This is a genomic window from Isoptericola sp. AK164 (genome assembly GCF_029643425.1).
In the GTDB taxonomy this organism is placed as follows: Bacteria; Actinomycetota; Actinomycetes; order Actinomycetales; family Cellulomonadaceae; genus Isoptericola; species Isoptericola haloaureus.
Map to the genome: position 1 here is coordinate 144,694 of NZ_CP119106.1, position 25,051 is coordinate 169,744.

21 protein-coding genes are annotated in these 25,051 nt (G+C 73.6%); 8 read left to right on the top strand and 13 right to left on the bottom strand.

From position 1 onward, the window contains the following. Positions 1-39: 39 nt before the first annotated feature. Positions 40-819, bottom strand: a complete 780-nt coding sequence (locus PO879_RS00670; protein ID WP_278236024.1) for a hypothetical protein — start codon at positions 817-819, stop codon at positions 40-42. 157 nt (positions 820-976) lie between these two features. On the opposite strand from PO879_RS00670, the gene PO879_RS00675 reads away from it, so the two are divergent. Then, positions 977-1,513: a sigma-70 family RNA polymerase sigma factor gene (locus PO879_RS00675; RefSeq protein WP_278236025.1), complete on the top strand. Its 537-nt coding sequence runs from the start codon at positions 977-979 to the stop codon at positions 1,511-1,513. Continuing rightward, positions 1,510-2,319: a hypothetical protein gene (locus PO879_RS00680; RefSeq protein ID WP_278236026.1), complete on the top strand. Its 810-nt coding sequence runs from the start codon at positions 1,510-1,512 to the stop codon at positions 2,317-2,319. The genes PO879_RS00675 and PO879_RS00680 overlap by 4 nt, the downstream gene beginning before the upstream one ends. Here PO879_RS00680 and PO879_RS00685 read toward each other — a convergent pair. After that, positions 2,303-3,322 (bottom strand): HAMP domain-containing sensor histidine kinase, encoded by a 1,020-nt coding sequence (locus tag PO879_RS00685; RefSeq protein ID WP_278236027.1) that lies wholly within the window; start codon positions 3,320-3,322, stop codon positions 2,303-2,305. The genes PO879_RS00680 and PO879_RS00685 overlap by 17 nt on opposite strands. Continuing rightward, complete coding sequence (locus PO879_RS00690; protein ID WP_278236028.1) at positions 3,319-4,122, bottom strand: response regulator transcription factor; 804 nt, start codon at positions 4,120-4,122, stop codon at positions 3,319-3,321. Before PO879_RS00690 ends, PO879_RS00685 begins: the two co-directional genes overlap by 4 nt. 167 nt (positions 4,123-4,289) lie before the next feature. Here PO879_RS00690 and PO879_RS00695 point away from each other — a divergent pair, with 167 nt between their 5' ends. Continuing rightward, positions 4,290-4,748 (top strand): hypothetical protein, encoded by a 459-nt coding sequence (locus PO879_RS00695; protein WP_278236029.1) that lies wholly within the window; start codon positions 4,290-4,292, stop codon positions 4,746-4,748. Between the two features lie 114 nt (positions 4,749-4,862). Here PO879_RS00695 and PO879_RS00700 read toward each other — a convergent pair whose 3' ends face one another. After that, a complete protein-coding gene (locus PO879_RS00700; protein WP_278236030.1) occupies positions 4,863-5,783 on the bottom strand; it encodes an excalibur calcium-binding domain-containing protein in 921 nt (306 codons plus the stop codon). A gap of 85 nt (positions 5,784-5,868) precedes the next feature. Between PO879_RS00700 and PO879_RS00705 the strand changes: the two genes are divergently transcribed. Then, positions 5,869-9,567, top strand: coding sequence for a bifunctional RecB family nuclease/DEAD/DEAH box helicase (locus PO879_RS00705; protein ID WP_278236031.1), 3,699 nt, complete (start codon positions 5,869-5,871; stop codon positions 9,565-9,567). A gap of 67 nt (positions 9,568-9,634) precedes the next feature. Here the strand turns inward: PO879_RS00705 and PO879_RS00710 are convergent, their stop codons facing one another. Next, on the bottom strand, positions 9,635-10,429 hold the full coding sequence (locus PO879_RS00710) for a hypothetical protein (RefSeq protein WP_278236032.1): 795 nt from the start codon (positions 10,427-10,429) through the stop codon (positions 9,635-9,637). A 189-nt stretch (positions 10,430-10,618) separates the two neighbouring features. After that, positions 10,619-10,822: a cold-shock protein gene (locus tag PO879_RS00715; protein WP_278236033.1), complete on the bottom strand. Its 204-nt coding sequence runs from the start codon at positions 10,820-10,822 to the stop codon at positions 10,619-10,621. Positions 10,823-11,050: 228 nt separating this feature from the next. Here PO879_RS00715 and PO879_RS00720 point away from each other — a divergent pair, with 228 nt between their 5' ends. The 3 genes from PO879_RS00720 (at position 11,051) to PO879_RS00730 (ending at position 14,722) form a co-directional block, all read left to right on the top strand. Next, a complete protein-coding gene (locus tag PO879_RS00720; RefSeq protein ID WP_278236034.1) occupies positions 11,051-11,884 on the top strand; it encodes an aldo/keto reductase in 834 nt (277 codons plus the stop codon). Between the two features lie 183 nt (positions 11,885-12,067). After that, positions 12,068-13,375 carry an ABC transporter substrate-binding protein gene (locus tag PO879_RS00725; RefSeq protein WP_278236035.1) on the top strand — a complete coding sequence of 436 codons (1,308 nt, stop codon included), beginning with the start codon at positions 12,068-12,070 and terminating at the stop codon, positions 13,373-13,375. A gap of 315 nt (positions 13,376-13,690) precedes the next feature. Further along, positions 13,691-14,722, top strand: coding sequence for a hypothetical protein (locus tag PO879_RS00730; protein WP_278236036.1), 1,032 nt, complete (start codon positions 13,691-13,693; stop codon positions 14,720-14,722). A 246-nt stretch (positions 14,723-14,968) separates the two neighbouring features. On the opposite strand, the gene PO879_RS00735 is transcribed toward PO879_RS00730, so the two are convergent. The 4 genes from PO879_RS00735 to PO879_RS00750 are packed head-to-tail and all read right to left on the bottom strand — an operon-like array spanning position 14,969 to position 19,154. Then, the gene (locus PO879_RS00735) at positions 14,969-15,814 is read right to left on the bottom strand and encodes an ABC transporter ATP-binding protein (RefSeq protein WP_278236037.1); all 846 of its coding nucleotides are present in this window, start codon (positions 15,812-15,814) and stop codon (positions 14,969-14,971) included. Further along, positions 15,811-16,725, bottom strand: a complete 915-nt coding sequence (locus PO879_RS00740; protein ID WP_278236038.1) for an ABC transporter ATP-binding protein — start codon at positions 16,723-16,725, stop codon at positions 15,811-15,813. The genes PO879_RS00735 and PO879_RS00740 overlap by 4 nt, the downstream gene beginning before the upstream one ends. After that, positions 16,715-17,719 (bottom strand): branched-chain amino acid ABC transporter permease, encoded by a 1,005-nt coding sequence (locus PO879_RS00745; protein WP_278236039.1) that lies wholly within the window; start codon positions 17,717-17,719, stop codon positions 16,715-16,717. The genes PO879_RS00740 and PO879_RS00745 overlap by 11 nt, the downstream gene beginning before the upstream one ends. Positions 17,720-17,732: 13 nt before the next feature. Next, complete coding sequence (locus tag PO879_RS00750; protein WP_278236040.1) at positions 17,733-19,154, bottom strand: branched-chain amino acid ABC transporter permease; 1,422 nt, start codon at positions 19,152-19,154, stop codon at positions 17,733-17,735. A gap of 397 nt (positions 19,155-19,551) precedes the next feature. Between PO879_RS00750 and PO879_RS00755 the strand changes: the two genes are divergently transcribed. Further along, on the top strand, positions 19,552-21,768 hold the full coding sequence (locus PO879_RS00755; RefSeq protein WP_278236041.1) for a S9 family peptidase: 2,217 nt from the start codon (positions 19,552-19,554) through the stop codon (positions 21,766-21,768). Between the two features lie 12 nt (positions 21,769-21,780). Here PO879_RS00755 and PO879_RS00760 read toward each other — a convergent pair whose 3' ends face one another. The 3 genes from PO879_RS00760 to PO879_RS00770 form a co-directional block, all read right to left on the bottom strand. Next, positions 21,781-23,019 carry a glycoside hydrolase family 3 N-terminal domain-containing protein gene (locus PO879_RS00760; RefSeq protein WP_278236042.1) on the bottom strand — a complete coding sequence of 413 codons (1,239 nt, stop codon included), beginning with the start codon at positions 23,017-23,019 and terminating at the stop codon, positions 21,781-21,783. After that, positions 23,016-23,465, bottom strand: a complete 450-nt coding sequence (locus PO879_RS00765) for an SRPBCC family protein (protein ID WP_278236043.1) — start codon at positions 23,463-23,465, stop codon at positions 23,016-23,018. Before PO879_RS00765 ends, PO879_RS00760 begins: the two co-directional genes overlap by 4 nt. A 151-nt stretch (positions 23,466-23,616) precedes the next feature. Next, positions 23,617-24,849, bottom strand: coding sequence for a beta-eliminating lyase-related protein (locus tag PO879_RS00770; protein WP_278236044.1), 1,233 nt, complete (start codon positions 24,847-24,849; stop codon positions 23,617-23,619). Positions 24,850-25,051: the final 202 nt, after the last annotated feature.

Sequence of the window (25,051 nt, forward strand, 5' to 3'; positions counted from 1 at the left end):
GCCGCGGTGCTCCACGACCGCGGCGCCGGGGAGGGCCGCTCAGAGCTTCGAGCAGGTGCTGCCCCAGTCGGTGTGCCCGTGCCACACCTTCTTCCAGATGTGCGCCGAGTAGCCCGAGTACGTCGTGCGCGTCTTGGAGATGCTGCGCGTCATGCCGCTGCTCCACGTCCGCGACGGGCCCGTGAGCCACGTGCTGCCGCGGTAGCAGCTCGAGGCCGACGTCGAGATCTGGTAGATCCGCAGGAACCCCGAGACGCTGCCCGACCCGCGGTACTTCCACGAGGAGTAGATCCGCCCGCTGGACTTGTAGATACAGATGGTGCCCGGGCCCTTGGTGCTGTCGCAGTCGCTGCCGGACCCGATCGCGGTCGTGCTCGCCGTACCGTCCCCGGTCTCGAGCGTCATCCCGCCCGACTCGGCCGGGCCCTCGCAGCTCTCCACCATCTCGACCCGGTGCGTGGCCAGGTCGGCCGGGGCGCCCATCGCCTCGTTGTAGGCGGCGTCGACCTCGTCGACGATCGAGACCTCCACCAGCTCGCACCCGCGGGCGGCCGAGTCGGCCTCCCAGTCGGTGGCCTCGGCCTCGGCGCGCTCCGCGGCGGCCCAGGCGACCCACTCGTCCGCGGCGCTGCCGGGCTCGGGCACGCCGGGCAGGTTCCCGTCGGGCAGGTTCTCGCCGTCGGACGACCCCTCGCCGATCGTGCCGATCGGTTCGCCGATGTCCGCCATCGCCGGTGCCGTGGCGACCAGGCCCGTCCCCAGGGCCAGCACCGTCGCGCCGACGCCGGCAGCCACGGTCCGGGAAAGTCTCGTGCGCATCCTGACGCTCCTCACGTCGTCGTCGAGGACGCGCGTCGGCGTCCGCCGTCCTGCACGAGGGTAGCGAGGGCGTCGAGAGGGGCAACCGTTTCCCAGTACGGTGTAGCAGCACCGGCCCTGCCGGCCATGAACGGGACGAGGGATCGAGAGGACGACCGTGGACGACGCCTCGGCCCGCGAGCGCCTGACGCGCCTGTGGGTGGACCATCGCGAGCAGGTGGTGCGGTTCGTCGCGCGCCGGGCCGCGCCGGAGATCGTCGACGACGTCGTCTCGGAGACCTACCTGGTCGCCTGGCGGAGGGTGGAGGACGTGCCGACCGAAGCGCGCGCGTGGCTGTTCGGCGTCGCGCGCAAGGTCCTGTCCACCCAGGTCCGCACGCGGGGCCGCTGGCAGGCCCTCGGGGTGCGGCTGGAGCGGGAGCCGACGGCGCAGGTGCCGGGGGCGGACGACACCGCGGCCGAGCGCGCCGACCTGCGCCGCGCCTGGGACCTGCTCAGCGACGCCGACCGGGAGGTCCTGGCGCTGGTGGCCTGGGACGGACTCTCCGCGCGGGAGGCCGCCCAGGTGCTGGAGTGCCGCCCCTCCACGTTCTCGGTGCGGCTCACCCGCGCCCGCAAGCGGCTGCTGGCGTACTCCGAGGTGCGCCGCGACACCGCGACCGTGCTGCGCAGACTGCAGGAGGAGAGGCCATGAGGTCACCGCTGCTGGACGACCTGAGCGGCCTGGACCCGGCACGGCACCTGCGTGCCCCGGGACACCCCGACGACCCCGCCCTGGCACGGGTGCTGGCCGCCGACCGGACCGTGCCGGACCGGTACCGCGCCCCGGTGCGGCGCTCGCGGACCGCGGTGGCCACCGGCGCCGTCGCGGGGGTCGCGGTGGCCGTGGCCGCGGGGGTCGTGGTGACGACGACGTTCGGGGGCCCCGAGGCGTACGCGTCGTGGACGCCGACCCCGCAGGTCGTCGACCCTGCCGCCGCGGTGCAGGACGCGGCCTCGTGCCCGACGGCGGCCCACGCCGTCGACGAGGACGCCGCCGACCAGGGGTCGCCGATCACCGAGATCCCGGTGGACCCGGTGCTGGCCGAGGTGCGCGGCGACTACACCTACGTGCTGCTGTCCGGGGACGGGGCGCTGGCGGAGTGCTTCGTGACGACGACGGACGGCTCCTCCCAGGTGTACTCCTCGGAGTCCGTCGGCGGTACGCCCGTCCCGCAGCCGGGACCGCGCGAGCTGGTCGTGGCGGAGTCCGGGACGGCGTCCTGGTCGGACGGTCCCAACGGGGAGGGCGCGGTGACCGCCGCGTTCGGCCGCGTCGGCGACGAGATCGAGGCGGTCACGGTCGCCACGGCCGACGGCGAGCAGGTCGCGGCGTCGGTGGACGACGGCTGGTTCGCGCTGTGGGCGCCGGGGGAGGAGACCTTCTCCGCGCTCGCGCAGGTCACCTACGCCGACGGCACGACGGAGGAGGTCCCGCTGGAGGTCAGGCCGGCAGGGTGAGGGTGAAGCGGCAGCCGCCTCCGCCGTCGGCCAGCTCGACGTTGTGGACCTCGACGCCGCCGCCGTGCGTCGCGGCGACCGACCGCACGATGGACAGCCCGATGCCCGCCCCGCCCGAGCCGGGGGTGCGGGCGGCGGTGCCGCGCCAGCCGGCCTCGAACACGCGCGGCAGGTCGTCGGCGGGGATGCCGCCGCAGCCGTCGGTGACCTCGACGACGGCGGCGGGGCCGTCGGTGTCGCGGGTGGACACCCGCACGTGGACGGTGCCGCCGGCCGGGGTGTGCCGCACCGCGTTGGACAGCAGGTTGCCGAGCGCCCGGGCGACCTCGCGGGCGTCCACGGGTACGACGACGGGGGCAGCCACCTCCCCGGTGAGGCGCACCCCGGCGGCCTCGGCGGCCGGTCCGGCGGCCGCGAGCGCGTCGGAGGCGAGGTCGCCGACGTCGGTCGGGGTGCGGGTCAGCTCGAACCCGGGCGACTGCAGCCGGGACAGGGCGAGCAGGTCGTCGACCATGTCGCTCATGCGGCGGTTCTCCGCCAGGATGCCGGTCGCGGCGTCGGCGGGGCGGGTCACCTCGTCCTCCATCGCCTCGGCCAGCGCGCGCACGGCGGCCAGCGGGGTGCGCAGGTCGTGGGACACCCACGCCACCAGCTCGCGGCGTCGGGCCTCCACCTCCCGGTCCCGGTCGCGGGCGGCGACCGCCGCGGCCCGCTCCGTGGCGAGATGGTGCGTGCGCCGTGCGAGCGCGAGGCCGATGACGAGCGCGACCGGCACCGTGGCCAGCAGCAGCCACAGCACGGTGGTGGAGTCCTGCTCGGACAGGAACATCGCCCGCGCGCTGGCGTAGACGCCGGCCGCGACCGAGGCGACCACCACGAGCGGGGCCAGCACGGCGGCCGCCGAGGGGCGCCGTCGTCCCAGCGCCAGCACCCCGGCCGCCCCGGCGAGCCCGACGGCGGCGGCGACCCCGGCCGAGAGGACGACACCCTCCAGCGGGGTCACGGGGCGCTCCCGGGCTGCGCCTGGACGGACGGTTCGCGGGCGTCCCAGCGGTAGCCGACCCCGAACACGGTCACCAGCCGCGTCGGGGCCGACGGGTCGGCCTCGACCTTCTCGCGCAGGCGCCGCACGTGCACCGTCACCGTGGACCGGTCGCCGTACTCCCAGCCCCACACCTCGCGCAGCAGCGCCTCGCGGTCGTGCACCTGGCCGGGGTGGGCGAGGAACCAGGCCAGCAGGTCGAACTCGCGGGCCGTGAGCGCCAGCTCGTCGCCGCCGCGCAGCACCCGGTGGGCGGCGACGTCCAGGGTCAGGTCGCCGTCGCTCAGGGTGCCCGACGGCGCGGCGGGCGCCGGGTGGGTGGCGCCCGGTCCGGCGGTGGCCGGGGTGCCGCCCGCCGGGGTGCCGTCGTCGGGCCGCGTGCCGCCGTCGGCCGGGGTGCCCGCGCGCCGCAGCACCGACTGCACCCGCAGGGTCAGCTCGCGGGGGCTGAACGGTTTGGTCACGTAGTCGTCGGCGCCGACCTCCAGGCCGGTGATGCGGTCGTCCTCCTCGCCGCGGGCGGTGAGCATGAGCACCGGCAGCCGGGGGCGGTCCGCGCGCAGCCGCCGGCACACCTCGATGCCGTCCAGGCCCGGCAGCATGAGGTCCAGGACGACGGCGTCCGGCGGGCGCTCGCGGGCGGCGACGAGGGCGTCGACGCCGTCGGCCACGTGCTCGGCCGTCATCCCGGCGCGCTCCAGGTAGGCGACCACCACGTCGGCGACGGTGGTGTCGTCGTCGACCACGAGGACCCGGACCATGCGTTCAGCCTAGGCCGCGCACCCGGCCCCAGGGGCTCGTGACCGGCCGCGTCAGGACCCCGTGAGGACCCCGTAAGACCCCCGTCATGGACCTGGGCCACCCTGCGCGGTGGGCTGGAGGCAGCGGGTCGGCCACCGGGGCTCGGCCCCTCACGAGGAGGACGATCATGCACCGCAACCGCACGCTCGCCGTCGCCGGGTCCGTGGCGCTCGCCGCCGGAGCCGTCCTGGTGCCGGCCGCGGCCGCCCAGGCCGGGGTCAGCGAGGGCACTGCGTTCTACGTCGACGGGGTGGCGTACCGCACCGTCGCGACGCCGAACGACCTGTCCGGCACGGGGGCGCCGGACCACTCGTTCGACGTCATCTACGCCCTGGGCACCGACACCCAGGCCAACGTCGCCGAGGCCGCGCCGGGCGACACCGACTACAACGGCGGCCGGTGGCAGGTCCACGCCCTGGTGTACGACGACTTCGACGCCGTGCTGGCCGCCGGGGACACCGACGGGGACGGCATCCTCGGATCCGTCGAGGAGGTCCACGCCGCGATCGACGCCGGGGTGGCGTCCGACGGCGGCGTCGTCGCGTCGTTCACCTGCCCGGTCATCCCGTTCCCCGGCGGGCGCTGAGCCGGGGCCGGCGCCTCGGCGTCTCCGGTCGGCGGTTCGTCGTCGGGGCGGCACTTTGACATGCCGACCCGGCGACGAACTGCCGACCGGATCACCGACCGGGCGGCGCGCCCGCTACTCCCCGCCCTCGCAGGCGATGCCGTTGCCGTTCGGGTCGAGACCGCCGCGGTAGCCGGGCTCGCCCTGCCGGATCGGGGCCGCACCGTCCTTCCGCGCGTCGTCGCAGCTCCAGTACCACCACTGGCCGCCGCCACCGTCGTCGTCGCGCTGCTCCTGCTGCTCGCGCTGCTGCCGATCCTCTTCGGCCTGGGCCGCCTGCTCGTCGAGCTCGTTCTGGCGGCTGACGAGCTGGGACTCCTTCTCGGCGACCGCGGACTCGCGGTCCTTGAGCTGGTTCTCCCGCTCGTCCAGGGAGGCGGCCCGCTCGTCGAGCGCCGCCTTGTCCTCGGTGACCTCGGCCTCCAGCGCCGCGGCGGCCTCCACCTCGCGCTCGGCGTCGGCGATGGCCTGCCGTGCGTCGGAGGTCTGCACCATCGAGAACATCACCCCGACGATGACGCCCAGCGCGAGGCAGGCGACCGCCACCCCGGCGACGAGAACGTTGGTCGGACGCCGCGACCGGGTGCCGCGCGACTCGGTGCGGGTCGCCGCAGGCTGCTGCGGGGCGGCCGCGGGTGCGGGTCGGGCGGCCTGATGCGGCGGGGGGACGGGAGCCGTCCCGCGGAGCGTCGGGTGCGGGTCTCCGCCCGACGGAGGACCGGGCGGCGGCGGGGCGGCCGCGGCCGGCGTCGGCCCGGAGGGCACGGGCGCCATGACGGTCGTCGCCGACGGGTCGGGTGCGCGACCGGCGGGCGGGGCACCCGCGGGGCGGATCGTCGAGGTGCGGGCAGGCTGCGGCGCGGGGGCGGCGTCCTCCACCCAGTACTGCCATCCCGGGGGCGCCGGCGGCCACGCAGGGTCGGGCGTCCAGCCGGCGTCGGGCCGGAATCCCGGGGGGACCTGCCAGCCGGGCGGGGGGTTGAATCGCACGGTCATGGGTCTCCTTCGGCGTCGTGCGGCCCCACTATGGCCGAAACATCCCCCTCAGGTCCATGTCGGCGGCCGCTGGTAGACCTGGGTCATGTTCCTCCTGGACGGTCCGGACGGGTCCCGGCTCGTGCACTCGGCCAGCGACCTGGTGGTCGCCGCCGAGTGCGAGCACGCGTTGCTGCGGCGGCTCGACGAGGTCCTGGGGCGGGTCCCGCAGCGGCCGCGCGAGACCGACGAGATGCTGGCGCGCACCGTCGCTCTCGGTGAGGCGCACGAGCAGGCCGTCCTGGAGGACTTCCGGTCGCGGTACGGCACGGCGTCCGACGACGGCGGCCCGGGCGGGGTGCTGGAGGTCCCGCCGCCGCAGCACCTGACGTACGACGGGCTGGTCGCGGCGCACTCGGCGACGCTCGCCGCGCTCGAGCAGGGGGCCGACGTCGTCTACCAGGCGGCGTTCTTCGACGGGCGGTTCCACGGCCGGGCGGACTTCCTGGTGCGCGACGCCGGTGCGGCCCGGGACGGGCGGCCGCGCTACGCCGTGTGGGACACCAAGCTCGCCAAGCGGGAGAAGGTGCGCGCGGTGCTGCAGCTCGCGGCGTACGCCGACCAGCTCCTCGCTGCCGGGATCGACCCGACCGAGCACGCCCACCTGGTGCTCGGCACGGGCGAGCTGACCGAGCACGCCCTGGCCGAGGTGCTGCCGGTGTTCCGGGCTCGGCGCGACCGGCTGCTCGACGTCGTCGCCCGGCACGTCGACGCCGAGGCACCGGTGGCGTGGGACGCCCCGGGGCACGCGGCCTGCCAGCGGCTCGGGGCCTGCCCGGACTGCGCCGAGTCCGCGGCGGCGCACGACGACGTGCTGCTCGTGGCCGGGGTGTACGCCCCGCAGCGGGCGCGACTGGCGGCGTCCGGTCTGACGACGATGAAGGACCTGGCCGGCGCGGAGCAGCCGCCGGCGGGGATGACGGCGGACCGGTTCGCCGGCCTGCAGCGGCAGGCCGCGCTGCAGCTGGGCACCGACCCGGGTGACGGCTCGGTGCTGCTGGAGACGCCCGAGGGCCCCCGCGAGCTGCGCTGGGCGCTGACCGACCCCGCGCCGGTGGAGCGGCTGCCGCCGCCGAGCGAGGGTGACGTGTTCTTCGACTTCGAGGGCGACCCGCTGTGGACGCCCGACGACGCCCTGACGCCGGGGGAGTCGGGGATCGACTACCTGTTCGGCTGGGTCACCCGCGACCTCGACGCCGAGGGTCGGCCAGCCTTCCACGCCCTGTGGGCGGACACCTGGGCCGAGGAGGCCGAGGCGCTGGTGCGGTTCGTCGACGACATGGCCGAGCGCCGTCGTCGGTGGCCGGACATGCACGTCTACCACTACGCCGCCTACGAGCGGACGCACCTGCTGTCCATCGCCGCCCGGCACGGGGTCTACGAGGACGAGGTCGACGAGCTCCTGCGCTCCGGGGTGCTCGTCGACCTGTACGCGACGGTCCGGTCGGCCATCCGGATCTCGGACCGGTCCCGCTCGATCAAGAAGCTCGAGCCGTTGTACATGGGCGACGAGGCGGCGCGCTCCGGGGTGACCGACGCGGCGACGTCGGTGGTCGAGTACGCGGAGTACTGCGACCTGCTCGCCGCGGGGGACCAGGAGGAGGCGGCCCAGCGTCGCGAGGAGATCCTCGACTACAACCGCTACGACTGCCTGTCCACGCTGCGGCTGCTGGACTGGCTGCGCTGGGCGCACGACGAGGTCGTCGGACCCGTCGAACGTCCCGTCGCCGAGCCGCTGCCCCTGGAGGAGCCGCCAGAGAACCCGGAGAAGGCCGCCCGCGAGGCGCTCGAGGCCGAGATCCGTGACGCCGTCGCGCACGCCCATCCCCACGAGCCCGCCGACCGCGCGGCCGCACGCGCACTGAGCCTGCTCGGTGCCGCCGTTGGGTACCACCGGCGCGAGAGCAAGCAGTTCTGGCAGGCGCACTTCTCCCGCATGCAGCTCCCGCCCGCCGAGTGGCCGGGTCGCCGCGCCGCCGTCGTCGTCGAGAGCGGTCGGGTCCTGAGCGACTGGGAGAAGGAGCCCGGACGCCGGGCGCCGTCGCGGATGCTGGCCCTGCGGTGCGCGGCCGTCGAGGGCAGCGAGCTGCGCGCCGGGGCGAACGCCTTCCTGCTCTACGACGTGCCGTGCCCGCCGGTGGTGACCGGCGTCGGACCGCTGGCGGAACGCTGGTTCCACAGCAAGATGGCGATCACCGACGTCGAGCGGGTCGCCGACGGTGAGCAGGAGTGGGAGGTGTTCACGGTGCGCGAGCACGTGGGCAGCGGCCAGGAGACGCACGACGACCTGCCGTGCGCGCTGAGCGTCAACAGCCACGTGCCGCCCGGCCCGTTGGAGACGGCGACGGCCGAGGCCGGCCGGGCCGCGTTGGAGGCCTGGCGTGCCGGGGAGACGGCCGGCGCGCCGTTGGCGGACCGGCTGCCCGCCGGGCCGATGACGGACCTGCTGCAGCGACGTCCCGCCCGGGTGGCCGGTGGCCTGCCCGCGGCACCCGTCGGTCCCGACGGCGAACCCGACGTCGTCGCCGCCGTCGAGCGGGCGGTGCGGGCGCTCGACCGGTCCTACCTCGCCGTGCAGGGACCGCCCGGGACCGGCAAGACGTACCTGGCCTCGCACGTCATCGCGGCGCTGGTCGCCGACGGCTGGCGGGTCGGGGTCGTGGCCCAGTCGCACGCCGTGGTGGAGAACCTCCTGCACGGCGTGCTCGGGGCAGGGGTCCCGCCCGAGCAGGTCGCCAAGAAGCGGCCGTCGACCGTCTCGTCGGCCCGGGCCGACTCCCCCTGGCAGGACGTCACCGCCGACGGGCTCGAGACGTTCGCGGCCGAGGCCGACGACGCCGGGCGCGGCTGCGTCGTCGGGGGTACGGCCTGGGACTTCGCGCACGAGCGCTGGGCGCCCGACGGGCTCGACCTGCTCGTCATCGACGAGGCGGGCCAGTTCGCGATCGCCAACACCGTCGCCGTCGCGCGGGCCGCGTCGAGGCTGCTGCTGCTCGGCGACCCGCAGCAGCTCCCGCAGGTCTCCCAGGGCGCGCACCCCGACCCCGGGGTCGCCGGGTCGGCGCTCGGGTGGCTGGCCGACGGCCACGAGACGCTGCCCGAGGAGTTCGGCTACTTCCTGCCGGCGTCGCGGCGCATGCACCCCGACCTGTGCTCCGCGGTCTCCGAGCTCGCCTACTCCGGGAAGCTGCACGCCCACGCCACGGTCCACGGCCGGACGCTGGACCCGGTGGCGCCCGGCGTGCACGAGGTGCTGGTCGACCACGCGGGTCGCGCGGTGTCGTCTCTCGAGGAGGCGGACGAGGTGGTCCGGCAGGTCCGGGCGGTGCTCGGGCGCCCGTGGGTCCGGTCCGCCGGGGCGGAGCCGCGCGCGCTCGGGCCCGCGGACGTCATCGTCGTGGCGGCCTACAACGCGCAGGTCCACACGATCCGGCGTGCGCTGGCTGCGGCCGGGCTGGAGGACGTCCGGGTCGGCACGGTCGACAAGTTCCAGGGGCAGGAGGCGCCGGTCGCGGTGCTGTCCATGGCGGCGTCGTCACCGGACGAGGTGCCGCGCGGCATGGGCTTCCTGCTCAGCCGGAACCGGCTCAACGTGGCGGTCTCGCGGGGCCAGTGGTGCGCCGTCGTCGTCCGCTCACCGCGGCTGACGGACTACCTGCCGACGTCGGTCACGGACCTGGAGCAGCTGGGCGCGTTCCTGCGCCTCACCTCCCCCGCCGAGGTAGGCAACTCTCCCGCGAGGTAGGCAACTTCCGGCCGAGGTAGGCAACGCTCAGCCGAGGTAGGCAACTTCCCTGCGAGGTAGCACGGGCTCAGAAGTCGAACCCGCCTCCGCCGTCGCCCCCGAAGAAGTCCCCGAGGCCACCGCCGCCGCCGTCGTCGCCGCCGAAGAGGCCACCGAACATGCCGCCGTCGCCGGCCGCGTCGGCTCCACCGGCGTCGGCCCCGCCGTCCGCGAAGGCTCCGCCGTCCCCGCCGTCGGCTCCAGGATCCCCGGCGCCGGGATCGCCCTCGCCGCCGGCGTCACCGCCGGCCGCCGCGTCCTCCGCCACCGGCGTCGTCGGGTCGCCGAACGCCGGGCCGAACATCGCGTTGGCCACGGCGGACCCGATGACGACACCGGCGACGGTCCCGAGCAGGCTGGACCCCATCATCGACCCGAAGCTCGGGCCGCCGGCGCCCGCCATCGCACCGGGGCCGCCGGAGCGGAACGTGTTCTCCAGGGTGCCGGGGCTGCGCGTCTCGGCACGCGTGGCCATCCGGGCCAGCGACTGCGGGTCGTCGGAGGTGGCGCGCTCGGACGCGGGCACCGTGGCGCCGACCTCCGAGAGGACCTGGCGCCGCTGCTCCGGGGTGAGCTGGGCGAACGCCTCGGCGTGCGCCTGTTCGACGGCGTCCGGGGGAGCGGTGCGCAGCAGGTAGCGGTAGCGGTCGATCGCCACGTCGTCCGGCGAGCGGTGCGACGACGCCGCGGGTGCGGCGCCCGGCCCGGAGCCGGAGCCGGAGGGCGTGGGCGGGCCGTACCCGCGCGGAGTGCCTCCGCCGGTCATGCCGGGGATGGAGCGCTCGTCACGTGACCTGCCGAGGAGTCGGTCGAGGAATCCCATGGTGGAGGAACGATCTGCCGTGCCCGCGGGTTCCCGGCGGCACGCCCGGCGGCCCGTCCGACGGCATGCCCGGCGTCGACCCGGACCCGTGCGGAGACGACGACGGCCCGCACTCCCTGCCGTGAGGCAGCGAGTGCGGGCCGTGCGAGTCTCAGGTGCGGGCCGCCGTCAGGCGGCCCGCCGACGAGATCAGAGCGGGCGGACGTTCTCCGCCTGCGGGCCCTTCGGGCCCTGCGTGACGTCGAACTCGACCTTCTGCTCCTCGTCCAGGGTGCGGTAGCCCTGCGTCTGGATGGCGGAGAAGTGGACGAACACGTCAGCGGTGCCGTCCTCGGGGGCGATGAAGCCGTAGCCCTTCTCGCTGTTGAACCACTTCACGGTACCGGTGGCCATGGGTACTCCTTCAAGAGCTCGCGGGCCCCGCCTGTCGGGGACCGCGCATCACGGTGTTCGTCGTCAAACTCTTGTGGAACCAAGGTCCGCCGGTGTGCGTGGTCAATCCTGAACGACCCCGCCTCCCGACGCAGGACGGGGGTCCGTCCGGTACGAGCAAGACACTGCAACGCCCTTACGGTACGCGAGCGGATGACGTCGCACCAGCACAACGGCAAGATTGCTGGCATGAGTGTCCCCAACATCACCCTCGACAACGATGTGAAGATCCCTCAGGTCGGTCTCGGCGTCTTCCAGGTGCCCGACGACGGCACCCAGCGGTGCGTCGAGAGCGCCCTGGAGCTCGGGTACCGGCACATCGACACGGCGGCCGGCTACGGCAACGAGGCCGGCGTCGGTGCGGCGCTGCGCGCCTCGGGCCTGCCGCGCGAGGAGGTCTTCGTGACCACGAAGCTCCGCAACGGCGACCAGGGGTACGACAACGCCCTGCAGGCGTTCGAGCACTCCCGCCGCGAGCTCGGGCTCGACCAGGTCGACCTGTACCTCGTGCACTGGCCGGTGCCGAGCCTCGACCGCTACGTGGAGACGTGGAAGGCCTTCGAGAAGCTGCTCGCCGACGGCGCGGTCCGGTCGATCGGCGTGTCGAACTTCCTGCCCGAGCACCTCGAACGCCTGGTCAGCGAGACGGCCGTGGTCCCGGCGGTCAACCAGATCGAGATCCACCCGCGGTTCCAGCAGGCCGCGGTGCAGGCCGCGTGCCGCGAGCACGGGATCGCCGTCGAGGCGTACTCGCCGCTCGGCCGCGGCGCCGACCTCGAGGCGCCGGCGGTGACCTCGATCGCCGCCGAGCTGGGCGTCACGCCGGCCCAGGTGGTGCTGCGGTGGGAGGTGCAGCAGGGGATCGTCGTCATCCCCAAGTCGGTCTCGGCGCACCGCCAGGAGACCAACCTCGACCTGTTCTCGTTCGAGCTGAGCGACGAGCAGATGGCCGCCCTGACGGCTCTCGAGGCGGGCACGGAGGGCCGCACCGGAGCCGACCCCGCGACGATGGAGGCCGTGTAGCTCGGCGTCGGTCCGCGAGTCCGTCTCATGATCTGTCTCTCGAGATGAGACAGATCACAGGTTCGTCACGATCTTTCCGGAGTGACGCATCTGACACATGAACGTCACACAACCGGACTAGTTTCAGCGCCACTACATGCGGCATTGAGTGCCGTGGCACGTCCGACCCCGAAAGGGAAACTGATGACTCGACGCATGACGGCCGCCAAGGGCCTCGCCCTCGCTGCGGCTCTCAGCCTGGGCCTCACGGCCTGCGGCTCCGACGAACCGGCCGAGGAGACCTCCTCGGACGAGTCGACCGAGGAGTCGATGGACGAAGGCTCAGCCGAGCCTCTGACCATCGGCACGATCCTGCCGGTCACCGGCACGCTGTCCTTCCTCGGGCCCCCCGAGATCGCCGGCGTCGGTCTGGCGATCGACGACATCAACGAGGCCGGGGGCGTGCTCGGCAACGACGTCGTGGTCGAGTGGGGCGACTCGGGTGACAACACCGACATGACGGTGGCCAACTCGACCGTGACGGACCTCGTGAACAAGGGTGCCGATGCGGTCATCGGTGCGGCCTCCTCGTCCGTGTCGCTCGGTGTCGTCGACGCCTTCGCCGAGGCCCAGATCATGCAGATCTCCCCGGCGAACACCGCCGCGGACCTGTCGGGCTACGGAGACTTCTACACCCGCACCGCGCCGCCGGACACCGTCCAGGGCGCCGCCCTCGGCTCGCTGATCCTCGACGGCGGTCACCAGAGCGTCGCGATGATCGTCCTCAACGACGCCTACGGCACCGGCCTGCGCGACCACACGCAGGACGCGATCGAGGCCGGCGGCGGCGAGGTCGTCTACGGCGCCAACGGCGCCGGCGAGGAGTTCCCTCCCGGTGAGACGAACTTCGGCTCGCAGGTCTCGGCCGCTCTGGCGACCGAGCCCGACGCCCTCGTCATCATCGCCTTCGAGGAGACGGTGGCCGCGGTGAACGAGCTCGTCGCCCAGGGCTGGGACTTCGACGGCACCACGTACTTCACGGACGGCAACCTGTCCGACTACTCCGAGGACTTCGACGAGGGCACCCTCGCCGGCATCCAGGGCACCCTGCCGGGCGCTCAGGCCGACGACGACTTCAAGGAGCGCCTGAACACCTGGCACTCCGAGAACGAGGGCGCGGAGCTCGACGGGTTCTCCTACTCCGCCGAGTCGTACGACGCCACGATCCTCGCGGCTCTGGCCGCCGTGCGTGGCGAGGGCACCGACGGTGTGACCATCTCCGAGAACATCCGCGCCGTCTCCGGCTCGGAGGGTGGCACCGAGGTCACCACGTTCGCCGAGGGCGTCGAGGCGCTCGAGGCCGGCGAGGAGATCAACTACACCGGTCCGTCCGGCACGGGCCCGCTGAACGAGGACAACGACCCGTCGTCCGCGTTCATCGGCATCTACGAGTACGACGGCAGCAACGCGTACTCCTACGTGCGGCAGATCGAGGGCCAGATCGGCGGCTGACGCCGGTCGAGCCCGCTGAGAGGCATCGCCTCTCGGTCTGACCCACGACGGCCCGGTCCCCTCCGCGGAGGGGGCCGGGCCGTCGTCGTCCCGCGAGGTAGGCAACCTTCCGCCGAGGTAGGCAAATCTTCCACGAGGTAGGCCGGTCCGGGCCGAGGTAGGCGCCCCTCCGCCGAGGTAGGCAACTTTCTTGCCAGGTAGGCGAGGTCGGTACGACGGCGTCGGGCCGTACGGCGCTCGTCCACAGGGTGGTGTTGTCCACAGGCGCCGCCCGACGGCGGTCCCTGCCCGGCGCGGTTCGGCCAGAGTCGCCTCATGGCCCCTCGCGAACCCGCCCACGCACCCGCCGTCCGCCGTCTGACGACGATCCTCGCGCAGATGCGAGCACCGGACTCGCCGTTGCGCGGGATGCTCGCAGCCGACCGGCTGCCGCCGCAGGTGCCGTTGACCGTCGAGCCGGCGCTGGCGGACGTGGCCGCGATCCGACGACGTCTCGAGACCGGTCACCTGTCGGCCGTCCGCGGGTCGCTCGTCGCGGCGTCGCCTGACGACGGTCACGAGGAGCTCATCCTGCGCGAGGTGCGTGGCCTCGCCGCCTCGGCGCGCGGCGAGCACTGGTTCAGCCACTCCACGGCGGCCCTGCTGCACGGCGCCTGGACCTACGCGACTCCGCCGCTCGTGCACGTCACGCACGAGGCCAACCCGCACGTCCGACGGCGGCTCGAGCCCGACGTGCGGCGTCACCACACGCGGCTCCTGCCCCGCGATCGCGACGTCGTCGACGGGATCCCCGTCACGTCGAAGGAGCGGACGCTCGTCGACTGCCTCCGGACGATGCGGCCCCCGGCGGCACTGGTCGTCGCCGACTCCCTGTTCCGGCTGCGGGCCGACCCGGCCGAGGTGGGCCGGATCATGGCCGACTCGGTCGGCAAGCGTGGGATGGTGCAGGCTCGCCGGCTCCTCGAGCTGTGCGACCCGCGCTCCGGGTCCCCCGGCGAGACGGTGGCCCGCCTGGCTGCCATCGACGACGGTCTGCCCCGCCCGGTGTGCCAGATGCCGGTGGAGACGCGCTCGGGGACCCGGTACGTGGACTTCGGGTGGCCGGAGGTCGGGGCCGGGGTGGAGTTCGACGGCGACGTGAAGTACTCCGGCGGCGAGTACGGCCTGCCCGACGATGTGCTTCGTCGGCAGCAGCAGCGGCACGAGGACATCGAGGCCGCCGGCGTCGACCTCGTGCGCGTCAGCTGGCCGGCACTGCGCGACACCGAGCAGCTCGGCCTGCGGCTCCGGAGCCTGTACGACACGGCGCTGTTCCGCACGCGCGAGCGCCGCCGTCGGACCACGTGACCACTCGCCTCGGGCGAAGGGGTGCGGAAGGTGCCTACCTCGCGCCGAGGTCGCCTACCTCGCCGGGAGCTCGCCTACCTCGCGCCGAGGTTGCCTACCTCGGCGATGGCGGGGCGTTCCTGGTCAGCGCGCGGGCCCCGGGACGACGACGGCGGCCCGCGGTCGAAACCGCGGGCCGCCGTCGTACTACCTCGCCGGAGAGCTGCCTACCTCGCCAGAAGGTTGCCTACCTGGCCGGAGGGTTGCCTACTTCGCGGGGGTGTCACCCGCCTCGCGGGAGTCGGCGGCCGCCGACTCCGCGGCCTCGGCCTCCTCGACGTCCTCGGCCAGCGTGCCCAGGTAGAGCGAGATGACCTTCGGGTCGTTGAGCAGCTCGCGACCCGGACCGGAGTAGGCGTCCGTGCCCTGGTCGAGCACGTACCCCCGGTCGCAGATCTGCAGGCAGCGGCGCGCGTTCTGCTCGACCATGATCACCGAGACGCCGGCCTTGTTGATCATCCGCGTGCGCAGGAACGTCTCGTCCTGACGCACCGGGGACAGACCGGCCGACGGCTCGTCGAGCAGCAGGACCGACGGGTTCATCATGAGCGCCCGGGCCATGGCGACCATCTGACGCTCACCGCCCGACATGGCGCCCGCCCGCTGCGACCGGCGGTCGTGCAGCACCGGGAACAGGTCCCCGATGAACTGCCAGCGCTCGGCGAAGATCTTCGGCTTGAGGAACGTGCCCATCCGCATGTTCTCCTCGACGGTCAGCGAGGGGAACACGTTGTTGTTCTGCGGCACGAACCCGACACCCTGGGCGACCAGCTTGTTGGCCTTCATCCCGGTGATGTCCTTGCCCTGCAGCGTCACGGTGCCGGAGTGGATCTTCACCAGCCCGAAGAGCGCCTTGAGCAGGGTCGACTTGCCGGCGCCGTTGGGGCCGATGATCCCCACGAGCTCGCCCTGGCGGACCTTGAGCGAGCACTCGTTGAGGATGTTCACCCCGGGCAGGTAGCCGGCCACGAGGTTGTCGGCGTGGAGCAGCAGCTCGTCCGCGGGCACGTCGTCGATCGACGTCTCCTGCGGCGCGGTGGTGGTCTGGCTCATCGCTTCTCCTCCTCGGCCTCGAGCCGGGCGAGGACCTCGGGATCGAGCAGGGCGTCGTCCCCGAGGTCGGTGTCGTGGTGCGCGCCGAGGTAGGCGTCCACCACGGCCTGGTCCTTCATCACGGTGCTGGGCGGGCCCTCGGCCACGATGCGGCCCTCGGCCATCACCACGACCCAGTCCGAGATGTGCCGCACGGCGTGCATGTCGTGCTCGACGAAGAGCACGGTCATGCCCTCGTCGCGCAGCGCCTGGACGTGTCCCAGCAGGGACTGCACCAGGGCGGGGTTCACCCCCGCCATCGGCTCGTCCAGCATGATCATCGTGGGGTCGGTCATCAGGGCGCGGGCCATCTCGAGGAGCTTGCGCTGACCCCCGGAGAGCGAGCCGGCGTAGTCGGCCGCCTTCGCGTCCAGCTTGAACCGGGCCAGGATCTCCATGGCCTTCTCGGTGGCCTCGGCCTCGTGCCTCTTCCACAGGAACGGCAGCCACGACAGCCCGAGCTTCTCGCCCGGGTTGTTCGGCGAGGCCAGCAGCATGTTCTGCAGCACCGTCAGGCGGCCCAGCGCCTTGGTGAGCTGGAAGGTGCGCACCACGCCGGCCTTGGCCACGGCCGCGCCGCTCTTGCCGCTCAGCGAGTGGCCCTGGAAGCTCCACTCGCCGGTGTTCGGGGTGTCGAACCCGGTGAGCAGGTTGAACAGCGTGGTCTTGCCGGCGCCGTTCGGCCCGATGAGGGCGGTGATGACGCCCTCCTGGACCTCCAGGTGGTCGACGTCGACCGCGGTCATGCCGCCGAACCGGCGCACGACGTGGTCGGCCTTGAGGATGGGGTCGTTCTTGGCGGCGCCGGGCTTGTGGGCGACGTGCGCCAGAGCCTCGCTCCGGGCCGCCGTCGTCGTCTCGTCAACGGACATTGAACGCCAGCTCCTTCTTGTTCCCGAGGATGCCCTGAGGTCGGAAGATCACCAGGCACATCAGGGTGATGCCGACCAGCATGCCGCCGATGAACTCCACCTGGGTGGTCGAGATGAAGTTCCCGAGCGCCGTGTCCTCGGACAGGGTGCGCATGCCGGTGCGCATGAACATGTAGGCGGTGAAGAAGATCATCGACCCGAGGACCGGACCGAACACGGTCGCGGCGCCACCGAGCAGCAGGATCGTCCACACGAAGAAGGTCATCGTGCGGCCGCCCATCGCGTCCGGCGAGATCGCCGTCGGGATGGCGTAGACGACGCCGCCGAGGGCGCCGATCGCGCCACCGATGACCAGGGCCTGCAGCTTGTACGAGTAGACGTTCTTGCCGAGCGCGCGCACGGCGTCCTCGTCCTCACGGATGCCCTTGAGGACGCGGCCCCACGGGCTGCGCGTGATGAGCCAGACGAACAGCAGCAGCAGCGCGACCAGGCCCCAGGCGAAGATCCGGGTGAACCAGGAGTCCGAGCCGGTGTTGATGTACTCGAACGGCCCGAGGGCGAACCGCCCCTCCGGCAGGAACGACAGGGCGTGGAACGGGTCCTTGAAGTAGCGACCCTGGAGGCCCGACGCGCCGCCGGTCCACTCCTGCCAGAGGGTGGAGCGGCCGAACCATCGGACGATCTCCGCCGCGGAGATCGTCACGATCGCCAGGTAGTCGCCGCGCAGCTGCAGCGTGGGCATGCCCAGCAGCAGCGCGAACATGACGCCGGCGGCGACGGCGATGAGGAAGGCGAGCCAGATCGGTCCGCCGAGGGTCAGCGTGATGCCGAAGCCGTAGGCGCCGAGCAGCATGAACCCGGCCTGACCCATGTTGAGCAGTCCGGTGTACCCGAAGTGCAGGTTGAGCCCGATCGCGGCGATGGCCATCGCGGCCGTCGTCGGGGCGAGGATCTCGCCGAGCGACTGGGTGAGGATGCGCAGGAACTCGTCCATGATGTGTCTCCCTTCAGCCGATCCGCTCGCGGCGGCCGAGGATGCCCTGGGGCCGGAACAGGAGCACCAGGATGAGGATCACCAGCGCCGAGGCGTACCGCAGGTCGCTGGGGATGAAGAGGTTCGACAGCTCGACGACCTGCCCGATGAGCAGCGACCCGACGAACGCGCCGAGCGCGGTGCCGAGGCCGCCCAGGGTGACGGCGGCGAACATGAGCAGCAGGAGCTGGACGCCGAGCTGCCAGTTGAAGGACCCGAACGAGGCGCCCCACATCAGGCCGGCCAGGGCGGCGAAGCCGGTCGCCATGACCCACACGATGCGGATGATCTTGTCGGGGTCGATGCCGGTCGCGGAGGCCAGCGCCGGGTTGTCCGACACGGCGCGCGTGGCGCGGCCGATGCGGGTCCGGGTGAGGAACCAGGCGATGCCGAGCACGCACACCAGCGCGACGACCATGGAGATCCATGACGCGGCGCTCAGCGTGACGCCCGCGATGGTGAGCGGCCGCGGGTTCGACGAGAGGATCCGCTCCGACCCGCCGCCGATCAGCAGCTGGATCACGTACTGCAGCGTGATCGACAGACCGATCGAGACGATCATCAGCTGCATCACCGGCACGTTGCGCTTGCGCAGCGGCCGCCAGATGCCGGCGTCCTGGGCGTAGCCGCTCAGCCCGCACACGGCGATCGTGACGATCCCGCCGAGCCACAGCGGCATGCCCATCTGGTTGACGGTGATGAACCCGAGCGCGGCGCCGAGCGCGAACTGCTCGCCGTGGGCGAAGTTCGACAACCCGGTCGTGCCGAACACGAGGTTCAGTCCGATGGAGGCCAGCGCCAGCAGGAGCCCGAACCGGAGTCCGGAGCCCATCTGCTGCCACACCTGGCCCCAGTTGACGTCCACCAGGGAGGCGTCGCCCTCGGGGGCGGCTCCCACGCCGTCGTCGCCACCCGTGGTGCCGGCTCCGGCGGTCTCGCCGTCCTCGGCCGTCTCCGACGGAGCGGCCGGTGCCTCGACGCCGGCACCGACGCGGAAGGCCGCGCGGGCCGTGGCGCCGGTCTGGGCGACGACCTCGATCTCGGTCTCGGCGCCCTCCGGCAGCGGCTGGTCGTCCGGGAGCGTCGAGGCGTCGATGGCGACGACGTACCTGCCGACGTCGGGCACGGCGACCGCGACGGGGCGTTCGTCCGTGGTGACCAGGTCCGCGGTGAAGCCCTCGCCGGTGACGGTGAGGTCCACACCCCCGACCTGGTCGTTGTCCTCGTTGAGCACCATGCCGGCCACGCAGGCCGTGTCGGCGTCGGGCTGGCAGGTGGCGTCGTCGGTGCTCGCCGTCGCAGGTGGTGCGACGAGCATCGCCGGTAGCAACGCGAGGGCGACGGCGGTGATGGCGCGCCGCGTCCTCCTCGCGAGGTCGAGTCGGTCCGCTGTCATCGGACGAGTCCTCCGGTGGGTCAGGTCGTGCGCCCGGGGGCAACCCGGGTCTGCGCTGCACCGACGTCTGCCATACAGCGCCGCTGAAGGCCCTGTTGACGAAGTCGTGGTGTCAACGTGCCGGGCAGTGTAGCGGCGAGTTGTGACCTGGATGACACGTCCAGATCACACCGGGGAGTCGGACAGGGCCGACGGGCCGGACAGAACGGTCGCGACGGGCCTTCTGCGGCTCTCCGGGCGTCGAAACCGTTGCTGAGCCGTAATCAAGCCGGGCCGCGGGGCGTCGGCGCGGCACAGCACCGCTGTGACGCCACGCACAGCCGCGGTCGTCCACCGGCCGGTCCGACGGCGGTCCGACGGCGGTCCGCACCCGGCGCGCGACCCGTACGCTGGCGGGGTGCACGACGACGCCGCCACCGCGAGCCCGCACGAGCTCGCCGCCCCGCCGACCGCCGACCGCCGACCGATCTCCCGGACCCACCACGGCCACACGGTCGTCGACGACTACGAGTGGCTGCGTGCCAAGGAGGACCCCGAGGTGCTGGCGCACCTGGAGGCCGAGAACTCCTGGACGCAGGACCAGCTCGCCGGGCTGCGACCGCTGCGCGAGCGGATCTTCACCGAGATCAAGGACCGCACCCAGGAGACCGACCTGTCGGTCCCGACCCGTCTCGGCGACCACTGGTACTACGGGCGGTTCACCGCGGGGCAGCAGTACCCGGTGCGCGCCCGCGTCCCGGTGACCGACCCCGACGACTGGACGCCGCCCGCGCTCGAGCCGGGGGAGGTCCCCGCCGGCGAGCAGGTGCTGCTCGACCAGAACGAGGCCGCGGCGGGTCACGACTTCTTCTCCCTGGGTTCGTTCTCCGTGGCCCCGCAGGGGGAGCGGCTCGCCTACGCCGTCGACACCACGGGCGACGAGCGCTACACGCTGCGCGTCCGGGACCTGAGCACCGGTGCCGACCTGGCGGACGAGGTCGTCGGCACGTTCCCCGGCGCCGTGATCACCCCCGACGGCCGGTACGTCTTCTACCCGACCGTCGACGAGGCGTGGCGGCCGTGCACCGTCTGGCGGCACGAGGTCGGCACGCCGGTGGCCGACGACGTCCAGGTCTTCCACGAGCCCGACGAGCGGTTCTGGGTGGGGGTGGGGCTGTCCCGTTCCCAGCAGTACCTGCACGTCGAGCTCGGCTCGAAGATGACCAGCGAGTGCTGGGTGCTGGAGGCCGCCGACCCGACCGGTGCGTTCCGCCCCGTGTGGTGCCGCCGCGAGGGGGTCGAGTACACCGTCGAGCACGCCGTCCTGCCCGGGCGCGGCGACGCGTTGCTCGTGCTGCACAACGACGGCGCGCAGAACTTCGAGCTCGCCGTGACCGACGTGCCCCCGCGCCCGGCCGCGGGCGACGCCGGGGCGGCCGACGGGCTTGACCCGGCCGCCGCGCGCGTCGCCGTGGCTCACGACCCGCAGGTGCGGCTCGAGTCCGTGGACGCCTTCGCCGACCACGTCGTGCTCGGTGTGCGGCGGGACGCCACCCCGCGCGTCGCCGTCGTCACGCTGGCGACCCTCGCCCCGGACGCCCCCTGGACGCCGCGCGAGCTGGACTTCCCCGAGGCGCTCTACAGCGCGGTGCCGGGCGAGACGCCGGAGTTCGCGGCCCCGCAGGTGCGCGTCGAGTACACCTCGTTCGTCACGCCCGCCACCGTCCTGGACGTGGAGGTCGCCACCGGGGAGCGCACCGTGCGCCGCCAGCAGCCCGTGCTGGGCGGCTACGACCCCGCCGACTACGTGCAGCAGCGGGAATGGGCGACGGCCGAGGACGGCACCCGCATCCCGGTCTCGCTGGTGTGGAAGCGCGACGCCGTGACGCTGGACTCGGCCGGGACCGGCGCCGACCCCGCGCCGCTGCTGCTGTACGGGTACGGCGCCTACGAGATCAGCGTCGACCCGTACTTCACGGTGCCGCGGCTGTCGCTGCTGGACCGTGGCGTCGTCTTCGCCGTCGCGCACGTCCGCGGCGGCGGCGAGATGGGCCGGGCCTGGTACGAGGGCGGCCGGCTGGAGCACAAGCGCAACACGTTCACCGACTTCGTCGCGTGCGCGCACCACCTGGTCGACGCCGGCTGGACCACGCCGCAGCGCATGGTGGCCGACGGCGGCAGCGCGGGCGGGCTGCTCATGGGCGCGGTGACGAACCTGGCGCCGGAGATGTTCGCCGGGGTGCTCGCCGGCGTGCCGTTCGTCGACGCGCTGACGTCCATCCTCGACCCCTCCCTGCCGCTGACGGTCGTCGAGTGGGAGGAGTGGGGGAACCCGCTGGCAGATCCCGAGGTGTACGCGTACATGCGCTCGTACAGCCCGTACGAGAACGTGCCCGACGACGCCTCGCACTACCCACGCATCCTCGCGGTGACCTCGCTGCACGACACGCGCGTGCTGTACGTCGAACCGGCGAAGTGGGTCGCGCGGCTGCGGGCCGCGGGCGCCCCCGCGCTGCTGAAGATCGAGATGTCGGCCGGCCACGGCGGCGTCTCGGGACGGTACGCGCGCTGGGAGGAGATCGCGTTCGAGCACGCCTGGACGCTGGACGTGCTGGGGCTGGCGCAGGAGGACTGACCCTCCCGGTGCTCAGCCGTCGAGGTCGGCCTTGACGGCGAGGACGCGCTCGACGGCGGCGTCGACCTGTGCCGCGAACTCCGGGTCGTCCTGCGCCCGAGCCACCAGCGCGTCGGCCATCTCCGGGACGACGGACGGGTCGGCGGAGGCCAGCACGAGGTCGACCCCGGCCTCGACGGCCGAGACCGCACGGTCGGCCGGCTGCCGGTCGTCGACCGCGGCGGCCGCCGAGACGTCGTCGGTGATGATGACGCCGTCGAACCCGAGGTCGTCGCGCAGGATCCGCACCACCGCGGGGGAGAACGTCGCGGGGCGGTCCGGGTCGATCTGCGTGTAGACGGCGTTGGACAGCATGACGAACCGGGCTCCGGCGTCGATCCCGGCGCCGAACACCTCGACGTCCGCCGATCCTGCGGTGATGGTGTCGTCGACGACGTCCTCGGTGGTGTCGGTGTTCTCGGTGACCCGGCCGAGCCCGGGGAAGTGCTTGATCACCGGTTCGACACCGGCGGCCTGCATGCCGGCCGAGAACGCCGTCGCGGAGTCGACCACCGAGCGGGCCGTGGTGCCGTAGTTGCGCGAGAAGTAGCCGATCGGCGCGTTCGCGGACTGGTTGGCCGCCGGGACGAGGTCCATCACGGGGGCGAGGTTGAGGTTGATGCCCGCGTCGGCGAGCTCGGTGCCCCAGGCGGTCGCCTCCCGCTCGAGCCGCGCCGGCGTCCACGTCGCCTGCTCGGTCGCGCGGGGGAGCTCGGAGAACCCCGGCCCGCGCAGCACCTGGACCAGGCCGCCCTCCTGGTCGGTCGCGACCAGCATCGGCGGGGCCGACGGCGGAGCGAGCGCCGTGGCGGCGTCCACCAGCTCGCGCGTGGCGTCGAGACCCGCCTCGCTGCGGCCGTGCAGGAACACGTTGCCGACGTGGTGGTCGACGACGGCGGTCCGTGTCGCCGGGCTGACGGCGTCGTCCGCGGCGGGCGTGCCCGCGACGAGCAGCTGGCCGACCTTCTCCTCCAGCGACAGGGCTGCGGCGGGGTCGTCGGGTTCCGGGGCGGCGCCGTTGGACGGACCGGGCGTGGGCGACGGCGCCGGGCTCGGTGACGGGCTCGGCGAGGCGGACGGCGACGCCGACGGTCCGGGCGTGCGCGACGGGCCCGCGCTGGGTTCCGGCGTCGTGCCCGGGGTGCTGCAGGCCGCCAGCGCGAGCACGGCCGTCGTGAGCAGGACCGTCGCGCGCCGGCGCGCGCCCGTCATGACCCCGCTGTCGGGGCGGCGTCGCGGTGGGCGAGTGTCGCGAGCGCCTCGCACCAGTGCTGCTCGGACCGCGTGGCGTGCTCGGCGGTGTCGATGTTCTGCTGGACCACCGAGACCCGGGTGCCGCCGTCGTCGGGCTCGAGGGTGATGCGGATCTCGTGGTAGTTCTCCGGCACGTCCGGCAGGTCGCCGAGCGGGGAGAAGTGCGTGAAGTGCAGCAGGCGGGGCCGCTCGACGGCGATCACCTGGCCCTTGTCGGCGAACTGCCGGCCGAAGAAGTGCCCCTCGAAGGTGACCGGGCTGCCGGGCCGGAAGTCGGTCTCGATGTTGGCGCCCAGCATCCAGCGGGCCCCGGGGTGCATGAGCTCGGCCCAGACCCGCTCCGGGGGCTCGGCGATGTGCGTGGACGCGGTGGCGGTGTGTCCGGTGGTGCCTGCGTCGGTCATGGCGCCTCCTCGGCCGGTGGTGCGGTCCGGACCGCACCGTCGCGACCCGTCGGCACGACGTTAACCCTGCTCGGCTGAGAGCGCCGAATCAGCCGGCCCCGGTCAGCGCGGACAAGACCGGGGAGGCGCGGGTCGGCTGCGGGCCCCGGGGTCACGCCACCTCGGCGGCGACGGCCGCGACGAACGCGTCGACGGCGTCGGCCGGGGTGTCCCACGAGCACATCCACCGCACCTCGACCCGGTCGGGGGTCTCCCCAGGCGCCCAGTCGTAGAACCGCGCCCGCGCCCGCAGCCGGTCGGCGGCCTCGCGCGGCAGCGTGGCGAAGACGGCGTTGGCCTCCACGGGCCGGGTCACCCGGACCCCCTGGGGGACGACGAGCTCGCCGGGTTCGCCCGCGTCCGGTCCGTGCGTGGTGACGTCCAGGGCGTCGGCGGCCTCGAGCCCGTCGCGGAGCCGGCGGGCCATCGCGTTGGCGTGGGCGGCGTTGCGGTGCCACAGCGGCGCCGTCGCACCGTCGGCGCTCGCGGCCTCGGCGCTCGCGGCGTCCACCGGGCCTCCCGGCTCGCCGAGCAGGGCCAGGAGCTGGGCCGAGACGTACCGCGTCTTCGACACGAGCTGCATCGTCGCCTTGCGCAGGTACGGCACCGCCGCGGCCGCGGCGTGCCGCAGCCGGGCGCCGTCGTACCCGGACCCCGGCACGTGCGGGGCGTCGTCGGGGTCCAGGACGACGACGGCCTCGCCGAGCATCCCGCCGTTCTTCGCAGCACCGAGGGAGACGACGTCGACGCCGAGGTCGCGGGTCAGGGCGCCCAGGGAGCAGCCGAGGGAGGCGGCGGCGTTGGCCAGGCGGGAGCCGTCGACGTGCACGGCCATGCCGAGCCCGTGCGCGGCCTCGACGAGGGCGCGGGTGGCGTCGATCGAGTAGACGGTGCCGAGCTCGGTCGACTGCGTCAGCGTCAGCACGCCGGGGTGGGCGCGGTGCACGTCGTGGCGCTGCCCGGCCCAGCGGGCGACGTCGTCGGGCACGATCCGTCCGTCGCGCGACGGGCAGGCGAGGATCTTCAGCCCGCCGACCCGCTCGGGCGCCCCGTTCTCGTCGGTGTTGGCGTGCGCGAGGTCGGAGGCGACGACGCCGCCCCACCGCTCGGACAGCGCCATGAGGGAGACCACGTTCGCCCCGGTGCCGTTGACCAGCGGGAACGCCAGCGCCCCGGGGCCGAACACCTCGGCCACCCGCGCGTCGAGGCGCGCGGTCCACGGGTCGTCCCCGTAGGCGACGGCGAACCCGTCGTTGGCCGCGGCGACGGCCGCGAGCACCTCGGGGTGGGTGCCGGCGTAGTTGTCGGAGGCGAACGGCGGGAGGGCGGTGGGTGTCTCGGGCACGCGTCCAGACTACGGGCGGCGGACGGGTCGCTCCGCCGCCCCTCGGACTCGTCCCGGTCTGCGCCGGTTCGCCCCTGTTCCCGGACGTCGTGGTGGACGACACAACAGCCGGACGGAACAGCGCGCGGGCCTCGAGCGTCCTACTCTCGAGGACGGGTGTCCTTGCGCCCGCGAAACCGACCGCCACGTGACGGTCCGGTGA

What these genes read in the sequence shown, in the direction of transcription:
- PO879_RS00750 (WP_278236040.1), bottom strand. Translation starts at nt 19,154, where the DNA reads ATGACAGCGGACCGACTCGACCTCGCGAGGAGGACGCGGCGCGCCATC.
- PO879_RS00680 (WP_278236026.1), top strand. Translation starts at nt 1,510, where the DNA reads ATGAGGTCACCGCTGCTGGACGACCTGAGCGGCCTGGACCCGGCACGG.
- PO879_RS00740 (WP_278236038.1), bottom strand. Translation starts at nt 16,725, where the DNA reads ATGTCCGTTGACGAGACGACGACGGCGGCCCGGAGCGAGGCTCTGGCG.
- PO879_RS00735 (WP_278236037.1), bottom strand. Translation starts at nt 15,814, where the DNA reads ATGAGCCAGACCACCACCGCGCCGCAGGAGACGTCGATCGACGACGTG.
- PO879_RS00695 (WP_278236029.1), top strand. Translation starts at nt 4,290, where the DNA reads ATGCACCGCAACCGCACGCTCGCCGTCGCCGGGTCCGTGGCGCTCGCC.
- PO879_RS00725 (WP_278236035.1), top strand. Translation starts at nt 12,068, where the DNA reads ATGACTCGACGCATGACGGCCGCCAAGGGCCTCGCCCTCGCTGCGGCT.
- PO879_RS00705 (WP_278236031.1), top strand. Translation starts at nt 5,869, where the DNA reads ATGTTCCTCCTGGACGGTCCGGACGGGTCCCGGCTCGTGCACTCGGCC.
- PO879_RS00730 (WP_278236036.1), top strand. Translation starts at nt 13,691, where the DNA reads ATGGCCCCTCGCGAACCCGCCCACGCACCCGCCGTCCGCCGTCTGACG.
- PO879_RS00700 (WP_278236030.1), bottom strand. Translation starts at nt 5,783, where the DNA reads ATGACCGTGCGATTCAACCCCCCGCCCGGCTGGCAGGTCCCCCCGGGA.
- PO879_RS00670 (WP_278236024.1), bottom strand. Translation starts at nt 819, where the DNA reads ATGCGCACGAGACTTTCCCGGACCGTGGCTGCCGGCGTCGGCGCGACG.
- PO879_RS00690 (WP_278236028.1), bottom strand. Translation starts at nt 4,122, where the DNA reads ATGGTCCGGGTCCTCGTGGTCGACGACGACACCACCGTCGCCGACGTG.
- PO879_RS00710 (WP_278236032.1), bottom strand. Translation starts at nt 10,429, where the DNA reads ATGGGATTCCTCGACCGACTCCTCGGCAGGTCACGTGACGAGCGCTCC.
- PO879_RS00760 (WP_278236042.1), bottom strand. Translation starts at nt 23,019, where the DNA reads ATGACGGGCGCGCGCCGGCGCGCGACGGTCCTGCTCACGACGGCCGTG.
- PO879_RS00720 (WP_278236034.1), top strand. Translation starts at nt 11,051, where the DNA reads ATGAGTGTCCCCAACATCACCCTCGACAACGATGTGAAGATCCCTCAG.
- PO879_RS00715 (WP_278236033.1), bottom strand. Translation starts at nt 10,822, where the DNA reads ATGGCCACCGGTACCGTGAAGTGGTTCAACAGCGAGAAGGGCTACGGC.
- PO879_RS00745 (WP_278236039.1), bottom strand. Translation starts at nt 17,719, where the DNA reads ATGGACGAGTTCCTGCGCATCCTCACCCAGTCGCTCGGCGAGATCCTC.
- PO879_RS00765 (WP_278236043.1), bottom strand. Translation starts at nt 23,465, where the DNA reads ATGACCGACGCAGGCACCACCGGACACACCGCCACCGCGTCCACGCAC.